This is a genomic window from Shewanella sp. BJSY2023SW005 (assembly GCF_047314585.1).
Lineage (GTDB): Bacteria > Pseudomonadota > Gammaproteobacteria > Enterobacterales > Shewanellaceae > Shewanella > Shewanella algae.
In genome coordinates, this window is record NZ_JBKORJ010000053.1 from 219,893 (window position 1) to 236,834 (window position 16,942).

Genomic DNA, 16,942 nt, shown 5'->3' on the forward strand with positions numbered 1-16,942 from the left:
CGCTGTTAATGGTTATGGGGTTATCGGGTAAGCAGCTCGTAGCCCGGCAAGGTCAGGAAGGTCACCAGCTCATCGGCTGTGGTGATCTCTTCCAATAAGCTTGCCGCCTGCTTGAATTGGCCGTTATCGAAACGCTCGCTGCCGAGCTCTTCACGCACATTGGCCAACTCTTCTTTCAACATGGCGCTGAACAGTGCCTTGGTCACCGGCTTGCCGTTGGAAAGCTTTTGCCCATGCTGGATCCATTGCCAGATAGAGGCGCGGCTGATTTCCGCTGTGGCTGCGTCTTCCATCAAGCCATAGATGGGCACACAACCATTACCGCCAATCCAGGCTTCTATGTACTGCAGTGCAATACGGATATTGAGTCGCATCCCCTCTTCGGTGCGTTCACCATCACAGGGTTTGAGCAGCTCGGCCGCCAGGATGGGTGCATCCACGTCGCGGGTGATATGAAGCTGGTTGGCGTGCTCTTCACCTATATATTCGTTGAAAATCCCCATGGCGGTATCGGCCAGGCCAGGGTGCGCCACCCAGGTACCGTCATGGCCGTTTCGGGCCTCAAGCTCTTTGTCCTTGCGAACCCGCTCCAGCACCTGGGCATTGGTTTGCGGATCCTTGGCGGGAATAAAGGCCGCCATGCCGCCCATCGCCAGAGCGCCGCGCTTGTGGCAGGTCTTGATCAACAGGCGTGAATAGGCGCTGAGAAACGGCTTATCCATGGTCACTTGCTGGCGGTCCGGCAAAATACGATCGGGATGCTTCTTCAAGGTTTTGATATAGCTGAAAATGTAATCCCAGCGGCCACAATTGAGCGCCACTATGTTGGAGCGCAGCTCATAGAGGATCTCCTCCATCTCAAACACGGCCGGCAGAGTTTCAATCAGACAGGTGCACTTAATGGTGCCGCTCTGCAGGCAGAAACGCTCTTCGGCAAAAGCAAACACCTTGGCCCACCAGCGCGCCTCAAGATGGCTCTCCAACTTGGGAATATAGAAGTAAGGTCCACTGCCCTTGGCAAGCAGTTGGCGATAGTTATGATAAAAGTACAAAGCAAAGTCGAATAAGCAGCCGGGAATAGGCTTACCGTTGAATTCGACATGCGCCTCCGGCAGGTGCACCCCCCGCACTCTGGCAATCAATACCGCAGGGTTGGCCTGCAATTGATAGTGTTTGCCGGTTTCCGGCGCGGTGAAATCAATTTCACCGCGGACGGCGTCACGCAGGTTAATTTGGCCCTCGACCACCTTCTGCCAGCTGGGTGCCAGCGAATCTTCGAAGTCGGCCATAAAGACTTTAACATTGGCGTTGAGCGCATTGATGATCATCTTGCGATCCACAGGCCCGGTGATCTCGACCCGTCTATCTTTAAGATCCGCCGGTATACCGCGAATTTGCCAATCACCATCTCGAATGGCCCGGGTTTGCGGTAAAAAGTCCGGCAACTCGCCGCCGTCTATCCGCTGCTGACGTTGCTCACGCTTTTCCAGCAAGCTGGTCACTTCCGGAGCAAACTCCCGACACAGAGCCTCGAGGAAGTTGAGCGCACCTTCAGTAAAAAGGCTCTGCTGCTGTGGTATTTCGGCCCCCTTAATACTGAGCCCTTGCTGTGCGACTGTCTCTGCTATCATGCTGCTGTCTCCCTGGATGGCAGATAAGGCTGCCAAACCCTGCAAATGTTCGTTTCGTACTAAAACCTATCGATAAACATTTGTATTTGCAACAGTCGATATGTCTAAAAAAACGTCAAAACATAGGCTTTAACTTGACTCAAAATTGGTATGACCAAGCCAAAAGCAAAAGCGCAATTGATTGTTTTTAGAATAAAAAATATTAAACCATAAAGACTCATGCTGCAGGTTACAGAAAAATGTCAGACAACTTGACCACACAAACAACAAAGTAATTTATTACGTAATTAAATAACAAGAAGGAAAAATTAATTTCCACAAAATATCATTAAAACTTAGGTCTAATCCGCGAATATCCGTTTCGAACTCTCGTCAGGGTCAACTTCAAATAACCAACAAAAATAAATAGTTAACAATAATGCAACCGTGATGGATATTAAACGAGCGTTTAATTCTAACCTTTACGTAAAGGTTAGAATTAAATGTGATCGAGATCCGTTTTTCACGACTTGCGTATAGTGATCAACACAGGCCGACTCTTTGGTCAGCAGCAATAAAAAAACGATTTTTTTTAAATTTTTTTCAAAAACTTGCCTATTTTGCTCCCGAAACAGGATCCAAGTGACTTAGTCAAAAAATATCCATTCGGTTGACACAGTTTGAAACTTTTGTTGCAAGACAAATAAAAACCATTATCATTCGCACCCTACTTTAGAGGGGGATGATCTCAAATGCAGCAATCCGCAATATCTCTGGCGGTGACGGCTTGCCTGTCGCTGACCATGGCACAGGCCGCACAGGCAAACGAAGCTACTCAGTCACAACAGGTATCACAGGATGTGGAACGCATTACCGTTTATGGCAAACAAAACAAGGTGGTAATGAATTCAGGGCTGGCGACAAAATCAGATATGTCGCTGATGGAAACCCCGGCGGCTTTGGTGGTGATAGATAAAGAGCTGTTTGCCGCCCAGGGGGCCGACTCTCTGCAGGATCTGGTGCGTAACATCAGTGGTGTTACCCAAGCCGGCAACAACTACGGCATAGGTGATAACCTGGTGATCCGTGGCCTGGACGCCAACTACACTTATGACGGCATGTACGGCGGCGCAGGACTCGGCAACACTTTTAATCCCACTCGCTCCATGACCAATGTGGAAGCGGTTGAGGTGCTCAAAGGCCCGGCGACCGGGCTCTATGGTATGGGCAGCGCCGGCGGGATCATCAACCTTATTGAAAAGAAACCTCAATTTCAGGACAGCACAGAAGTCAGCGCCGAAGTGGGCTCCTGGAACAGTTACAGCCTGGGGCTCGACTCAACCGGAGGCTTGAGCGACACCCTGGCCTATCGCCTGGTGGCCAAACATGCCCGTAGCGATGGCTATCGTGATATCGGCAGCGACAGAGATGAAGTCTATGCCTCGTTGAAAATTCTGCCTTCAAACTCTCAAGATCTGGTGCTGTCGGCCGCTTGGATTAAAGACTCTGTGCAAGTAGACTCTGTAGGCCACCCGATACGTATCTACAACGCTGCCTCTACCGGTGGCCTGAGCGGCGCACAAGTCAGCTGGCAAGATTTGGTTAACGACCCCAATGGCGCCGGCATTAAACTGACTGAGGCGCAGCGGCAACAACTGGCCGACTCCCTGGTGGCGAGCGATGGAATCGAACCCTTCGACATAGGCGATACCAGCCTGGCCTCTCCCATCAGCAGGCCCAATGAAGGCGAAGAGTGGCGCTTCAAGCTGAACCACAACATCGCCCTCAGTGACAATCTGCAGCTCAATCAGCAGTTACAGTATAGAGACTACCAGTCCGGGTTCATCCGCCAGACTGGCGCATATAACTATGTTTACTGGAAACGCAAGGTCAAATCCGTAGACGTGATCAATGCCGATCCCCGTGCGCCACTGGTGATTGATGATGTCCTGTATCCTTATGCCGCCAGAAGACAGGAATACCGCAAGGTAGATGCCCACGAGAAATCCTGGCAGTACTTTGCCGATATGCGCTACAACTTCAGCCTGGCAGGCATAGACAGTGAGCTGTTGCTGAATGCCAATCTGGAAGACAGAGATATCGCCTACAAGAGCTGGGCACTGTACGACAAAGATGGCGGCGGTGAACTGCCTTATATTCTGGATATCCGCAATCCCAACTGGGGTGACAAAGCCTTTGAGGACTACAACCCAGATCTCAAGGACAACTACAACAAACAAGTCCGCGCCTGGGGTCTGGGCATGCAGTATGTGGGTTACCTGAGTGAAACCTTTACTGCCAGGGTGGGTGTAGCGTTCAATGAGATTGAGCAGAAGTACAGTCATCTGGGCACCCCTAAAAAAGATCCGACCCCGGAGCAAGACACCAAAGATCACGGCATTACCTACAACCTGGGGTTAACTTATATGCCGACGGATAATCTGTCCTTCTTCGTCAATCATGCCAAAGGACGCACGGCCTACAGCGTGCTCGGTGCCGTAACGGGTGCTGAGAGCGGCGGCGCGGCGGACAGGAAGGATTCTGAATCCCTGAGCTATGATCTCGGTATGCGCTTCAAGGGCTTTGACGATCAGCTGCTCGGCTCCTTGGTCCTGTTCCAGAGCGAGCGCACTAACCTGCGCTACGGTAACCCGGAATACAATGACAAAGAAGGTGCACCTGACTACAACATCTCAGTGCCCGAGTTCTTTTACGATGGCAAGGACAAGACCACTGGTGCCGAGCTGGATCTCAACGCTCACCTCAATGAAGAATGGTTGATAAACCTCAATGGTCTGTATCAGGATGCACGCAACAAGAATGACCCCAACTCCAGCAGCTACAACAGCCGCCAGAAAGGGGTTCCTCAGGTCAGTGCCAGTGCCTGGGTCACTTACAGCCATCAGTGGCAGGCGCTGCCGCAACCCTTGTCCGTCAGCTTTGGAGTTCGTTATGTCGACGAGCGCAGCACCAACTCGGATTCCTTCGGGATCCCGGATGGCAAAGTGCCCGCCTACACAGTTTGGGACTCGGCCATTGCCTACAAGACCGATGACTGGAGTGTGCAGCTGAACCTCAATAACCTGTTCAACACCCGCTACTACGACAAGGCGATGTTCCTTGGCGGCATGCCGGGGGCCGAACGCAACGCCAAGTTGAGTGTCAGCTACCGCTTCTAAACCACAAAAGCGCGCCAATCGGCGCGCTTTTTGTCTCAGGGCAGACCCCTTATAGGCCCTTGTCTTTATCCGCCCGCATCAATGACTCCAGCTCCGCCCTGCCCTTGTTGGACAAACGAATAAGCGCCTTGAGATCGTCCTTATGTTTGGCCCCGGCCTCAACCTGCGCCTTGTCATGCTCGGCAAATATCTTCACTCGCTCATTGGCCTGTACCTGACTCAGACCCAGCGTATGCAGCACACTCTCACTGGCACTGAGCGCCGAGCCAAAGGTTTCCCGAAATACCGAAGTCACCCCCAGGCTCATCAAACGATAGGCATGGTTACGGTCACGGGCCCTGGCAACTACGGCCACATGGGGGAAGTGAGTCTTCACCTGAGTCACTATCTGCAGTGAGTCTTCCACATTATTAACCGCCACCAGGATCACCCGCGCCTTGGGCAAACCGGCCGAAAACAGCATATCGAGCCGCTTGGCATCACCAAAGTACACCTCACCACCAAACTGGCGCACCACATCCACGTGGCGGGCGTCTTTATCCAGCGCCACAAACGGGATCCCGGAGGATGCCAAAATACGACCGGTTATCTGCCCCATGCGACCAAAACCGGCAATCACCACTTCACTGTCAGCCGCTTCTATCACATCCGGCAGACGGCTGGTTTCGGCCGGTTTGCCGAGCTGCTTGAACAACTTAAGCAGATAAGGGGTTATCGCCATCGACAAGCCTATAGCCAACACTAACATCTGGCTGATTTTTTCAGACAAGATCCCCGACAGCTGCGCCTGGGAAAGCAGGACAAAAGCAAATTCACCGCCTTCTGCCAGGATCAAACCCAGCACCATGGCACTGCGCCAGGTATGGTGCCTAAGCTTTCCAAGCAACATCAGCACCAAAGTCTTGACCGCCAACATGCCAAAGAGGATCCCCAGCAACGCCAAAGGCTCCTTCAGCAGCAGGCCAAGATCCATGGTCATGCCCACGGCCATAAAGAACAGCCCCAGCAGCAAGCCCTTGAAGGGTTCTATATCGGTTTCAAGCTGATGACGGTACCCAGAGTTGGCCAACATGATACCGGCCAAAAATGCCCCCATACCGGCCGACAGCCCGAGCCAGGCCATCAGCGCCGCACTGCCCATCACGAGTAACAGCGAAAATGCCGTCAGCACTTCACGGACGCCACTGGCCGCCACCAGCTGCAATACCTTGGGAAGCAGGTACTTACCTACCAGCAAAAAGCCCAAGAGAGCCACACAGGTCCAATACCAGGGCACGGCATGATGAGCCGGATCGGCGCCGCTCGGCGACAGGTAGGCAATCAGCAGCATCATGGGGATCACCGCCAAGTCCTGCATCAACAATACCCCAAAGGCATCACGCCCCACTGGAGTGGTAAGCAGCCGCTGTTCATTCATCAGCTGCACCGCAAATGCGGTAGAAGACAATGACAGCGCCGCGCCGATAATCACCGCCGCTTCGATGGAAAGTCCGACACCGAATGCCAAGGCGCTGACCGCAGCCCAGGACAGCAGCAACTGACCACTACCGAGGCCAAATATGGCACTGCGAAGCTCCCAGAGTTTGCCCGGGGTTAACTCCAGCCCCATCACAAACAGCATGAGGATCACCCCAAGTTCGGCAAAATGAAGCACGGCGGCAGGCTCAGACACCACGGCAATACCACCCGGCCCAAGCAAGACGCCGGCGGCGAGGTAAGAAAGAATGGGGCCAATACCAAAGCGTTTGCCCAGTGGGACCAAAACCACGGCAGCGAGCAGAAACATGAGCACTGAGGTAAAGATGCCGGCCTGTTCCATCAAGACTCCTTAACAAATGGCGATAGAGGGCTGTTGTTTGTCACTCTTATATTCCGGGATGCACTTTGCCACTAAGACCAAGTTCAGCCCTAAAAATGCATGGATAATCGAAACGGCCCAAACCAGATTTTGCTCAGGCCTATCACGGGAGTTTCAGTATAGCCAGCTTTATAGACCTTGATAACCGAAATTTTGAGCAAATATAAAAATAAGTCTTTTAAATACAAATGGTTTTCAATGCTGCAGCAGGCTTATTGCAAGCCGGTAAAGCGATTTCAAATTTCTTGTCAGTCTGTCAATGGTGCGTTTGGCTAAACCAGAAAGAATCAGCCGCCGCCCCCGTTAACTTATTCTATTTGCCGGGTGTTAATTTGAGCCAAGACAACAATTTGGCAACAGAGAGACGAACCAAGTCACTTTTATGTTGTCGAAGCCTCAAGCGCCGAGTCAATAGCCCTTGTCAGCACGGGCTGGGCTTGGGTATTATGGCCGACAGTTTTTCATGAAGTAGCACATTCAATGTCAATTAAAAAGCAAAGTCTTACCCTGCTGAGCGTCAGTGCGCTCACCCTCTCACTCAGTGCCTGCAGTGTCTTTGACTGGCTGGTGTACAAGCCTGATATTCCACAGGGCAACTATATGGAGCCTCAGCAGGTGGAAAAGCTACGCATCGACATGACCAAGGAACAGGTGGAATTTGTGCTTGGGCGTCCTGTGCTGCGTGACAGCTTCAAGGATGATACCTGGTACTATGTTTACCATTACAAGAGTGGTCGTGATGCCAGTATTACCCATAAGGAACTGATCCTGCATTTTACCGGTGATCAATTGGCCAAAGTTACAGGGGATTATGAACTGAGTAATGAATTCAATACTCCGCTGGAGCAAAGCAGCCTGCCAATGGCCAACAGCCCAGAGCTGACGCCACAGATCCCGCAGCAACGCGGTGATGAAAAGCCTCTGGTTGAAGAGCAAGATCCCGCCAAGATGAATAAGCACGAGCAGGACGGTAAGTAATTCCGAATTCCAAGCTTGCACAGACAAAGACATTAAAAAAGCGCCAACAGGCGCTTTTTTAATGTCTTGCTGTTACTCAAGTCACTCAGCTGATTTTGGCGCCGGTCACTTTATTGATCCGCCCTTCCTCGGCCGCTTTTTCGGCGCGCTTGCGGCGCACCTCTTTGGGGTCGGCAATCAATGGGCGATAGATTTCGATTCTCTGCCCGGGCTCAACTTCTTCATCGTGTTTGACCTGACGGCTGAAGGTGCCGAGTTTCACCGTTTCCAAATCAATCTCTGGGAAAAAGGCCTGGATGTTACTCTGACGCACAGCCTCAATAAAACTGGTACCCGGCGTCACGGAAACACTGATCACCTTCTGTTGTGTCGGTAATGCATAAATGACATCGACACTGAATTTTTCCTGTTCACTTGCCACTGTATACTTCCTTCGCCCGTTGAGTAAAAGCCGTCACCATAGAGGTAACCAACTCTTTGAACACCTTGCCGAATGCCATACCAACCAAGGAGCTGGAGAACTCAAAATTCAACTCAAACTCCACCTTACAGGCGTCCTCGGCCAATTCGGTAAAATACCAATGGCCGGTCAAATGCTTGAAAGGACCATTCTCCAGTTGCAGCTCGATACTCTTGCCTTCCACCACCTGATTACGGGTGGTAAAGGTTTTGCTGATCCCGGCCTTACTGATATCCACCGATGCCAGCATGGTTTTGCCATCAAACTCCAGCACCTTACCGCCAACGCAACCGGGAAGAAACTCTTTATAAGACTCGACATCATTGACTAGCTGGTACATCTGCATCGCACTGTAACGCACCAGAACACTGCGGGAAATCTGTGGCATCCGTTGGTTGATACTCTTGGCTGACTCAAAAACAGACCCGGATTTTAGCACGCCGGCCGAAAAACGCATCCTTTGTTCCACCGCAATGGGAGCGGCCACCATAAGCGCTCAAAAAGCCAGCAACAAAACCCTAAGCTACTGCCCACAACTCAAAATATTCTTCCAGGCCAATTCCAAATTGGTGGCTGCTGCGTATAATAGCCAGCCTATGGCTAAGAAGAATGCAAAAAAATCCGCAAACGCTCCGGCAACCATTGCCCGGAACAAGCGTGCGACCTTTGAATATCGCTTCGATGAAAAATTCGAGGCCGGTCTGTCCCTGATGGGATGGGAGGTCAAATCCATTCGCGCCGGCAAGGTGAATCTGTCGGAAAGCTTTGTCATGCTGAAAAATGGCGAAGCCTTCCTGCACAACTGTAATATCACCCCACTCAGCGCGGCATCGACTCATGTGGTCTGCGACCCGACCCGCATGCGTAAACTGCTACTCAATCGCCGTGAGCTGGACCGTCTGGCCGGCTTGGTTGAAAGACAGGGTTACGCCATAGTGCCCATCTCCATGTACTGGCGCAAAGGTGCCTGGGTCAAGGTTGAGATAGGCTTGGGTAAAGGTAAGAAAGCCCACGATAAACGCGATGATATTAAACAACGTGACTGGGCTATCGAGAAAGCCCGGGTCATGAAAAGCAAGTAACTGATATTTTGCCGTTATTTCGCACGCAAATTGTGCGGATAACCAGCAAGTGATTGTCCTTTGTCAATTAAAGCCTTGGTAAGCCGGCGGTAAAGGGGTTACAATCAAAACATCACGGGGGCGATTCTGGATTCGACGGGATTCGCGAAACTCCGGGAGCATGCCGAGGGGCGGTTGGCCTCGTAAAAAGCCGCACAGTTATAGTTGCAAACGACGATAACTACGCTCTAGCAGCCTAAGGCCGCTAGCCATCTACCACAGGTCTCGCACATGGGCAGTGGATTTGATGGTCACCTTACATAGTGCTAGCGAGGGAACCTTGTCTGGGGGTGAACCGCGAAACAGTACCAGGCTCACCGTTTGGAATCCTGTCTTTCGGAGTTCAACCGGTTAAACAAAAGAGAGACTAAGCATGTAGCGCCTTGAGCGTAGGTTTTTCGGACGCGGGTTCAAGTCCCGCCGCCTCCACCAAATAAAACAAAGGGTTAGCAGAAATGCTAACCCTTTTTCTTTGCCGATTTAGTAAAAATGGTAGCAAAGTGGCAGCAGAGAAATCACCATTGTCATTTTCCCAATCTTCTCTAATAAATTAATTCGGGGCATTATTATCTGCGGGATGACCATTCCTATGCAGGTTAACTACTGCCCAGTTGAGAGCCTCACACCAACAAATGGCCCTAGTGGCAGGATAGATAATGGTGGGAATAAGTTACTCCTGTTCAAACCGGGGATAGGTTTAACTTACTGTCCGGAATTAGTTGACAGCTACAACCGCTTCCAGCTCACGGTTTGGCAGTACTCCCGAAGGTCTGTGACCTTGGCAGTTCAATTTCCAAGTAACAAAAAAGGGCCATCCTTACGGATAGCCCTCAGGGGTTAATTGGCAGATAAGCTTACTTATAAAAAGCTTCGACTGTGCCTTTGATGGTCATCAGCAGAGGCTGGCCGCGGCGGTCGAGCGCTTTGTGAGAGGCGACTTTAATCCAGCCTTCGCTGATGCAGTATTCTTCCACGTCATTGCGCTCTTTGCCATTGATGCGAATACCCACATCGAACTCAAACACTTCGGCCACATGGTGTGGGCTGCGTGGGTTGATAGAAAGGCGATCCGGCAGAGCGGGTGGTACTTTGGTATCGGTCATAATCTTCATCTTGGGTAAATAAAACTCGCGATATTGTAGGCAATCCCCCAATCTGGCTCAATAGCGGCGAATGGCTTTATCCACACGGTTTATGCCCTTTTTATAAATCCAATCAGCCAATTTGGTTGTTTAACCATGGGCTAAACTTTATCTGACTCGATTGCACGCCCGTTGATATGTGAATCAATAGAGTCTCATTCCAAAAGATTAACTGCGTATGCGATGAGCCAGCAGCTAAAGTTGTTCTAATGGCCGAACAGCTCATCCCCAAATCCAATAGAAATAGTACTCGGGAAAGCCCCAAGAAAAATCGGCGCAAAGCCAAAGCCTGCACCGATTTCATGAGATGGATTATCTCTCTTACTTGTTTACATCAGCCGTCAACGATTACTGCAAATCGAACCTATCCAGCTCCATCACCTTGGTCCAGGCTTTGGCAAAGTCCTCAACGAAGCGGGTCTTGCCATCGTCTGCGGCATACACTTCAGCAACGGCCCTGAGCTCTGAATGGGAACCAAACACCAAGTCGACCGGCGTAGCCGTCCATTTGAGTTTGCCGGACTGACGATCAAGGCCCTGATAGAGACCTGGCTCCTTGCCCTTTTCCCAACGAGTGGACATATCCAGCAGGTTTACAAAGAAGTCGTTGCTGAGCTTGCCTGGACTTTGCGTGAACACCCCATGCTTGCTGCCGCCGCTGTTGGCATTCAGCACTCTGAGACCGCCGACCAATACCGTCATTTCAGGAACCGTCAGGTTAAGGAAGTTCGCCTTTTCAATCAGAGCTTCGGCCGGTGATGCCGGGCTTTGATCACTGAAATAGTTTCTGAAGCCATCGGCCTTGGGCTCAAGCACGGCAAAGGAGTTCACATCGGTTTGGGCCTGAGTCGCGTCCATCCGCCCGGGATGGAAGGCAACATTGACTTTAACCCCGGCATCGGCCGCGGCTTTTTCTATGGCTGCACTGCCGCCCAAGACAATGAGATCGGCCAGCGACACCTTTTTACCGCCCTCGGCTTTCTTGTTGAAATTATTTTGGATTTTCTCAAGTTTACCAATGACTTTCGCCAATGCCTTGGGGTCATTTGCCGCCCAATCGCTCTGGGGCTTCAGGGCGATTCTGGCACCATTGGCGCCGCCACGCATATCTGTGCCACGGAAAGATGACGCAGCGGCCCAGGCGGTTTTTACCAGTTCAGGCACGCTGAGGCCTGAATCCAAAATGGCCGCTTTCAGCTGTTTGGTATCGGCCGCGTCGATCAAAACATGATCGACCGCCGGGATCGGGTCTTGCCAGATCAGATCTTCAGCAGGCGCGTCTTTGCCCAGGTAGCGGGTCTTCGGCCCCATATCTCTGTGGGTCAACTTGAACCAGGCCTTGGCGAAGGCCAGCTCAAACTCGGCCGGATTATTGAGAAAACGGGTCGTGATTTCGCGGTAAATAGGGTCTTCCTTCAGCGCGATATCACTGGTGAACATGATAGGAGCATGACGCTTGTCGGGGATATGGGCGTCAGGCACCAAATTGGCAGCCTTGCCATCGGCAGGAATCCATTGAATGTGGCCGGCTGGACTCTTGGTTTGTACCCAATCGAAGGTGTAGAGCCAGGTTAAGTATTCCATGGTCCACTTGGTGGGGTTGGAAGACCAAGCACCTTCCAGGCCGCTGGAAACCGTATCTTCCGAGTGACCTTTACCACAGCGGTTTTTCCAGCCAAGGCCCTGCTCCTCTATTCCGGCGGCAGCGGGTTCTGCGCCGACACATTTGGCAGGATCATGGGCGCCGTGAGCCTTACCAAAGGTGTGACCACCGGCGATCAGCGCCACGGTTTCTTCATCATTCATGGCCATACGGCCAAAGGTATCGCGTATTTCCTGGGCGGATGCCAAGGGATCGGGCACGCCGTTGGGACCCTCAGGGTTCACATAAATGAGCCCCATCTGGGTGGCTCCCAAGGGTTTTGCCAACTCACCCTTTTCATTGCGGCGTTTATTGTCGAGCCACTGTTTCTCGGCGCCCCAGTTAACCTTCTCGGCCTCCCAGTCATCAGTGCGGCCACCGGCAAACCCGAAGGTTTTAAAACCCATGGACTCCAGGGATACGTTACCGGCCAGTACCATGAGGTCAGCCCAGGAGATCTGGCTGCCATACTTTTGTTTAATTGGCCAAAGTAGGCGGCGAGCCTTGTCGAGACTGACGTTATCGGGCCAACTGTTGAGAGGTTCAAAACGTTGCTGGCCACCACTGGCACCACCGCGACCGTCAAAGATGCGATAAACACCGGCACTGTGCCAGGCCATACGGATAAAGAAAGGGCCATAGTGACCATAGTCGGCGGGCCACCAGTCCTGGGAAGTGGTCAACGTGGTTTTGATATCGGCTTTGACGGAGTCCAAATCCAAAGAGGCAAAAGCCTTGGCATAATCATAATCGGCGCCGTAGGGATTGGATTCAGCGCCGTGCTGGCGCAGTGGCGATAGATCCAGTTGCTGTGGCCACCAATAGGCGTTGGTTGTTGCGGCCTGAGGCTGAGCAGCAGCCGATTGCGTCTGCGCCGCTTGGGTAGCGGCTGCGCCAAAAACCATGGCAACAGACAGCGCCACCGCGGTCAGGGATGGGATACTTGATTTCATGTTGGAAGTCCTCTTCCTTGGTGAAGGGCGTGGGATAAGCCACTTTCCCGATTCAAGTGCCGCGAATGCCGGCGCCTTTGGTTAGCGCGCCTTAACAAACGGGCACAGTTAAACAGCGGCGAATACGGCCTGCCGCTGTTCACTCCAAGGTAGTGAGGAAACTTATTCGCGACTAACGATTAAATCAGATTGTCGTAATCTAAAAAGAAGCATCAACTAATTTAGAGAATGATGTTCTGTAGTTGTCCAACTATCTCCGGTGCATTCCTAACCCGGTGAGATTGACACCATTTCAGCCATCTCAAAAACACACACCTGCTGTTAAGCCATTCTGTTTAACCATTCTCTAAGCCATTCTCTAAGCCAAAGATTGGAAGTCAGTAATTGCTATCAAATATTCGTGTTTAAACCCACTTTTGAGCGCAAAAGGCCTTGGCCTGTCTGTCTTTGGCAGAGAGTAATGGCTCACCCAGTGCGGTATTCAGCGGCCAGTCTATCGCTAAATCGGCATCATTCCAGACAATGGCACCTTCATCGCCGGGCTGATAATAATCGCTGCACTTGTATATCACCTCGGCTGGCCCCTTGGTCACATAAAAACCATGGGCAAACCCCGGTGGGATCCACAGCTGGCAGCGGTTCTGTGCCGATAAATACAAACCGTTCCACTTTCCAAAAGTGGGAGATTGGGGACGAATATCGACAGCGACATCGTAGATCTCACCGCTGATAACCCGAATCAACTTGCCCTGGGGGTATTGGCGCTGAAAATGAAGCCCCCTAAGCACTCCAGCACCAGAGCAACTGTGATTTTCCTGCACTAAAGTAACAGCTGCCTGACCGGAATCCATCAAGGCTTTGTCAAAACCGGAGGCTCGAAAGCACTCCATGAAATAGCCCCGGGTATCGCTGAAGATCTCGGGCGTAAACACTATCAGACCGGATAAAGGGAGAGATTGAGCTTTCATTAAGAGACACAAAAAACGGTAATTGAAGGGATTGTAACAGGAGTCGCACTCATAGCACGATAGCCTTTCCATTGCATTGCGTAAACAAGCCGGTTACGTGACTGAATATGCTCTGAACCGTAACCCAGATGGTGTGACAAAAGCCTTACTCCCGCCAAAACAGCTGTGCTAGCCTGAAGGCCAACTTAGGTAACTTAAGGGAATAAACCATGAACAAGTCCACTATTTTTGCGTTATTGATGACGAGTGGTATGGCACTTGGCTTGGCGGCTTGCCAAGACCAGGAGACACAATCTCCAGCCACTAACGGCCAAACAGAAACGGCTACAGCCCCCGCTGAGCAAACAGCGCAAGTACCAATGGGTGATACCAGCCAAAATGCGCTGGATTGGGAAGGAAGTTATAAAGGGCTGCTGCCCTGTGCTGATTGCTCAGGAATAGAAACCACGCTGACGCTCAAGGGAGACAACAGCTATCGCCTGCAGCAAGTGTATCAAGGTAAGGACGAGAGCATATTCAGCGAAAGCGGCAAGTTCACCTGGGATGCCAGCGGCGGCAAAATCACCCTTGAGGATGGCAGTAAATATCTGGTAGGGGAAAATCAGCTGTTTATGCTGGATAGAGAAGGCAACCGCATCACCGGCAGCCTGGCGGATAACTACAGGTTGAGTAAAGAACAGTAATTGGTGCAGTGTAAAGCTGCATAGTTAAGCTAATACAGCCAAGTCAAGCCATAGTGCGCTTCAGATCTGAAGCGCACTATGGCTCTTTTATCAATAAAAGGCTTTATACCAATCGGCAAAAGCCTTCACCCCTTCACTGATCCCAATTTGTGGTTTGTAAGCCACAGCTTTAAATAAATCTTCGGTATCTGCCCAAGTGGCCTGGACATCACCATCTTGCATGGGCAGCATAACTTTTTCAGCCTTTTGCCCGAGCGCTGCTTCAAGCTCGCTGATAAAGTCCAATAAACGAACCGGGCTGCCATTGCCTATGTTGTACACGCGATATGGAGCACTGCTTGTTGCCGGAGTGCCCTGCTCTACCTTCCAATCACTTTGTATCTTTGGCACTTTATTGGCCACTCTGATAATGCCTTCGACAATATCATCAATAAAGGTAAAATCGCGGCTCATATCCCCCTGATTAAACACCTTGATGGGCCTGCCAGAGGTAATGGCATCGGCAAACAGCATAGGCGCCATATCCGGGCGCCCCCATGGGCCATAGACGGTGAAAAACCTCAGTCCCGTTGTTGGCAAGTCATATAGGTGCGCATAGCTATGAGCCATCATCTCATTGGCTTTTTTGGTCGCCGCATAGAAAGAAACCGGATGATCAACCGAATCCGTTGTCGCAAACGGCATCTTCTTGTTGAGACCATAAACAGAGCTGGAAGATGCGTACACCAAATGCTCTATGCCGTGATGGCGACAACCTTCCAACACAGTAAGAGTGCCAACAAGATTACTGTCTGCATAAGCATAGGGATTTTCAATCGAATAGCGGACGCCGGCTTGGGCACCCAAGTGGATAACCCGCTTGAAACCGCCTTCGGCAAAGAGTTCAGCCATGGCTTCCCTGTCGGCAAGATCAAGCTTTTGGAATTGGAAATGGTTAAAGTCAGCCAGCTTTTGCAATCTGGCCTGTTTTAAACCGACATCGTAGTAATCATTGAGGTTGTCGATACCAACAACTGCAAACCCCGCTTCACACAAACGTTCGCAAACTCGGGCGCCGATAAAGCCGGCTGCGCCGGTAACCAGATATTTCATTTTGTTGGTCTCATTCAACTTGCAGCCCTTCTGCGGCGTATTCAATCATTTCCAAACAGATCCCGGGTATAGACTTTATCGGCAACATCCCTTAGCTCATCGACCATGCGATTGGAAATAATTACATCAGAGATCTGCTTAAACTCAGCCAGGTCGCTTATCACTCGCGAGCGGAAAAACTCATTCTCCTCCAGTACCGGCTCGTAAACCACCACTTCTATCCCTTTGGCCTTGATCCGCTTCATCACGCCTTGCACTGCAGAAGCACGGAAGTTATCTGAGCCTGACTTCATTATCAGCCGATATACCCCAACCACTTTAGGCTTTCTGGCAATAATAGAGTCCGCAATAAAGTCCTTACGAGTTCTATTGGCGTCCACTATGGCCGCAATCAAATTGTTGGGAACCTGGTTGTAGTTGGCAAGCAGTTGCTTGGTATCTTTCGGTAAACAGTAGCCACCATAACCGAATGATGGGTTGTTATAGTGACTCCCAATCCTGGGGTCCAAACACACACCGTCGATTATCTGGCGGGTATCCAGCCCATGGGTTTCAGCGTAGGTGTCAAGTTCATTAAAATAAGCCACACGCATGGCCAAGTATGTGTTGGCAAAAAGCTTAATGGCTTCGGCTTCTGTGCTGCCGGTAAAAAGTACCGGAATATCTGGTTTTAGCGCGGCTTCCGCTAGCAGATGAGCAAAGGGCTCTGCCCGCTCAGAACGTTCGCCGACAATGATCCTCGAAGGATAGAGGTTATCGTATAAGGCTTTGCCTTCTCTCAAAAACTCAGGTGAGAATATGATATTGGCCGAGTTGTACTTCTCACGTAATGCTCTGGTGAAACCAACTGGCACAGTTGACTTAATTACAATGCAAGCAGAGGGATTAACGGCGACAATGTCCCGCGTCACCTCATCGACGGTACTGGTATCGAAGTAGTTAGTCTTGGGGTCGTAATCCGTTGGTGTTGCAATGATGACATAATCTGCACCGCGATAGACTTCTTTGTCCGTTGTGGCAGTTAACTGCAACTTATTGCTCACCAAGTGCTGTTCAATAAGCTCATCGGCGATGGGCGAGCGCCCGGCATTGACCATTGCCACCCTCTCCGAGGAGACATCCAAAGCCCACACCTGGTTATGTTGCGCCAACAACACCGCATTTGACAAGCCCACATAACCCGTACCAACAACCACTATCTTCATTTTATTCCCCAATGGCTTATGCTGTACGCTAACTTAGCACAGGAGAAAAAC

General features: G+C 51.2%; 13 protein-coding genes and 1 other RNA gene. 5 read left to right on the plus strand and 9 right to left on the minus strand.

What is annotated here, in order from left to right:
• Positions 1–20: 20 nt before the first annotated feature.
• Positions 21–1,631, minus strand: a complete 1,611-nt coding sequence (gene aceB, locus ACMHXI_RS16790) for a malate synthase A (protein ID WP_208144754.1) — start codon at positions 1,629–1,631, stop codon at positions 21–23.
• 731 nt (positions 1,632–2,362) lie between these two features.
• On the opposite strand from aceB, the gene ACMHXI_RS16795 reads away from it, so the two are divergent.
• Complete coding sequence (locus tag ACMHXI_RS16795) at positions 2,363–4,789, plus strand: TonB-dependent receptor (RefSeq protein ID WP_345854019.1); 2,427 nt, start codon at positions 2,363–2,365, stop codon at positions 4,787–4,789.
• 49 nt (positions 4,790–4,838) lie between these two features.
• Here ACMHXI_RS16795 and ACMHXI_RS16800 read toward each other — a convergent pair whose 3' ends face one another.
• Positions 4,839–6,608 (minus strand): monovalent cation:proton antiporter-2 (CPA2) family protein, encoded by a 1,770-nt coding sequence (locus ACMHXI_RS16800; RefSeq protein WP_044734152.1) that lies wholly within the window; start codon positions 6,606–6,608, stop codon positions 4,839–4,841.
• Between the two features lie 519 nt (positions 6,609–7,127).
• On the opposite strand from ACMHXI_RS16800, the gene ACMHXI_RS16805 reads away from it, so the two are divergent.
• Entirely contained in the window at positions 7,128–7,625 is a 498-nt protein-coding gene (locus tag ACMHXI_RS16805) for an outer membrane protein assembly factor BamE (RefSeq protein WP_054744896.1), read from the plus strand.
• An 85-nt stretch (positions 7,626–7,710) separates the two neighbouring features.
• On the opposite strand, the gene ACMHXI_RS16810 is transcribed toward ACMHXI_RS16805, so the two are convergent.
• Positions 7,711–8,046 carry an RnfH family protein gene (locus ACMHXI_RS16810; RefSeq protein ID WP_025009745.1) on the minus strand — a complete coding sequence of 112 codons (336 nt, stop codon included), beginning with the start codon at positions 8,044–8,046 and terminating at the stop codon, positions 7,711–7,713.
• Positions 8,036–8,473 (minus strand): SRPBCC family protein, encoded by a 438-nt coding sequence (locus ACMHXI_RS16815; RefSeq protein ID WP_025009744.1) that lies wholly within the window; start codon positions 8,471–8,473, stop codon positions 8,036–8,038. The genes ACMHXI_RS16810 and ACMHXI_RS16815 overlap by 11 nt, the downstream gene beginning before the upstream one ends.
• Before the next feature lie 208 nt (positions 8,474–8,681).
• Between ACMHXI_RS16815 and smpB the strand changes: the two genes are divergently transcribed.
• Together smpB and ssrA are read left to right on the plus strand one after the other, a co-directional pair.
• Entirely contained in the window at positions 8,682–9,167 is a 486-nt protein-coding gene (gene smpB, locus ACMHXI_RS16820) for an SsrA-binding protein SmpB (protein WP_025009743.1), read from the plus strand.
• A gap of 116 nt (positions 9,168–9,283) precedes the next feature.
• Positions 9,284–9,638, plus strand: a transfer-messenger RNA (tmRNA) gene (gene ssrA / locus ACMHXI_RS16825).
• Positions 9,639–10,060: 422 nt separating this feature from the next.
• On the opposite strand, the gene ACMHXI_RS16830 is transcribed toward ssrA, so the two are convergent.
• The 3 genes from ACMHXI_RS16830 to rfbC all read right to left on the minus strand — a co-directional run bounded on the left by ACMHXI_RS16830 (position 10,061) and on the right by rfbC (position 13,911).
• Complete coding sequence (locus tag ACMHXI_RS16830; protein WP_025011888.1) at positions 10,061–10,309, minus strand: DUF3297 family protein; 249 nt, start codon at positions 10,307–10,309, stop codon at positions 10,061–10,063.
• A gap of 387 nt (positions 10,310–10,696) precedes the next feature.
• The gene (gene katG / locus ACMHXI_RS16835; RefSeq protein ID WP_144166427.1) at positions 10,697–12,943 is read right to left on the minus strand and encodes a catalase/peroxidase HPI; all 2,247 of its coding nucleotides are present in this window, start codon (positions 12,941–12,943) and stop codon (positions 10,697–10,699) included.
• A gap of 404 nt (positions 12,944–13,347) precedes the next feature.
• A complete protein-coding gene (rfbC, locus tag ACMHXI_RS16840) occupies positions 13,348–13,911 on the minus strand; it encodes a dTDP-4-dehydrorhamnose 3,5-epimerase (RefSeq protein WP_144166428.1) in 564 nt (187 codons plus the stop codon).
• 209 nt (positions 13,912–14,120) lie between these two features.
• Between rfbC and ACMHXI_RS16845 the strand changes: the two genes are divergently transcribed.
• Complete coding sequence (locus ACMHXI_RS16845) at positions 14,121–14,594, plus strand: copper resistance protein NlpE (RefSeq protein ID WP_243756960.1); 474 nt, start codon at positions 14,121–14,123, stop codon at positions 14,592–14,594.
• A gap of 90 nt (positions 14,595–14,684) precedes the next feature.
• Here the strand turns inward: ACMHXI_RS16845 and ACMHXI_RS16850 are convergent, their stop codons facing one another.
• Positions 14,685–15,686, minus strand: a complete 1,002-nt coding sequence (locus ACMHXI_RS16850) for an NAD-dependent epimerase (protein WP_144220028.1) — start codon at positions 15,684–15,686, stop codon at positions 14,685–14,687.
• A 41-nt stretch (positions 15,687–15,727) separates the two neighbouring features.
• Entirely contained in the window at positions 15,728–16,891 is a 1,164-nt protein-coding gene (locus ACMHXI_RS16855) for a nucleotide sugar dehydrogenase (RefSeq protein ID WP_413735550.1), read from the minus strand.
• Positions 16,892–16,942 lie beyond the last annotated feature (51 nt).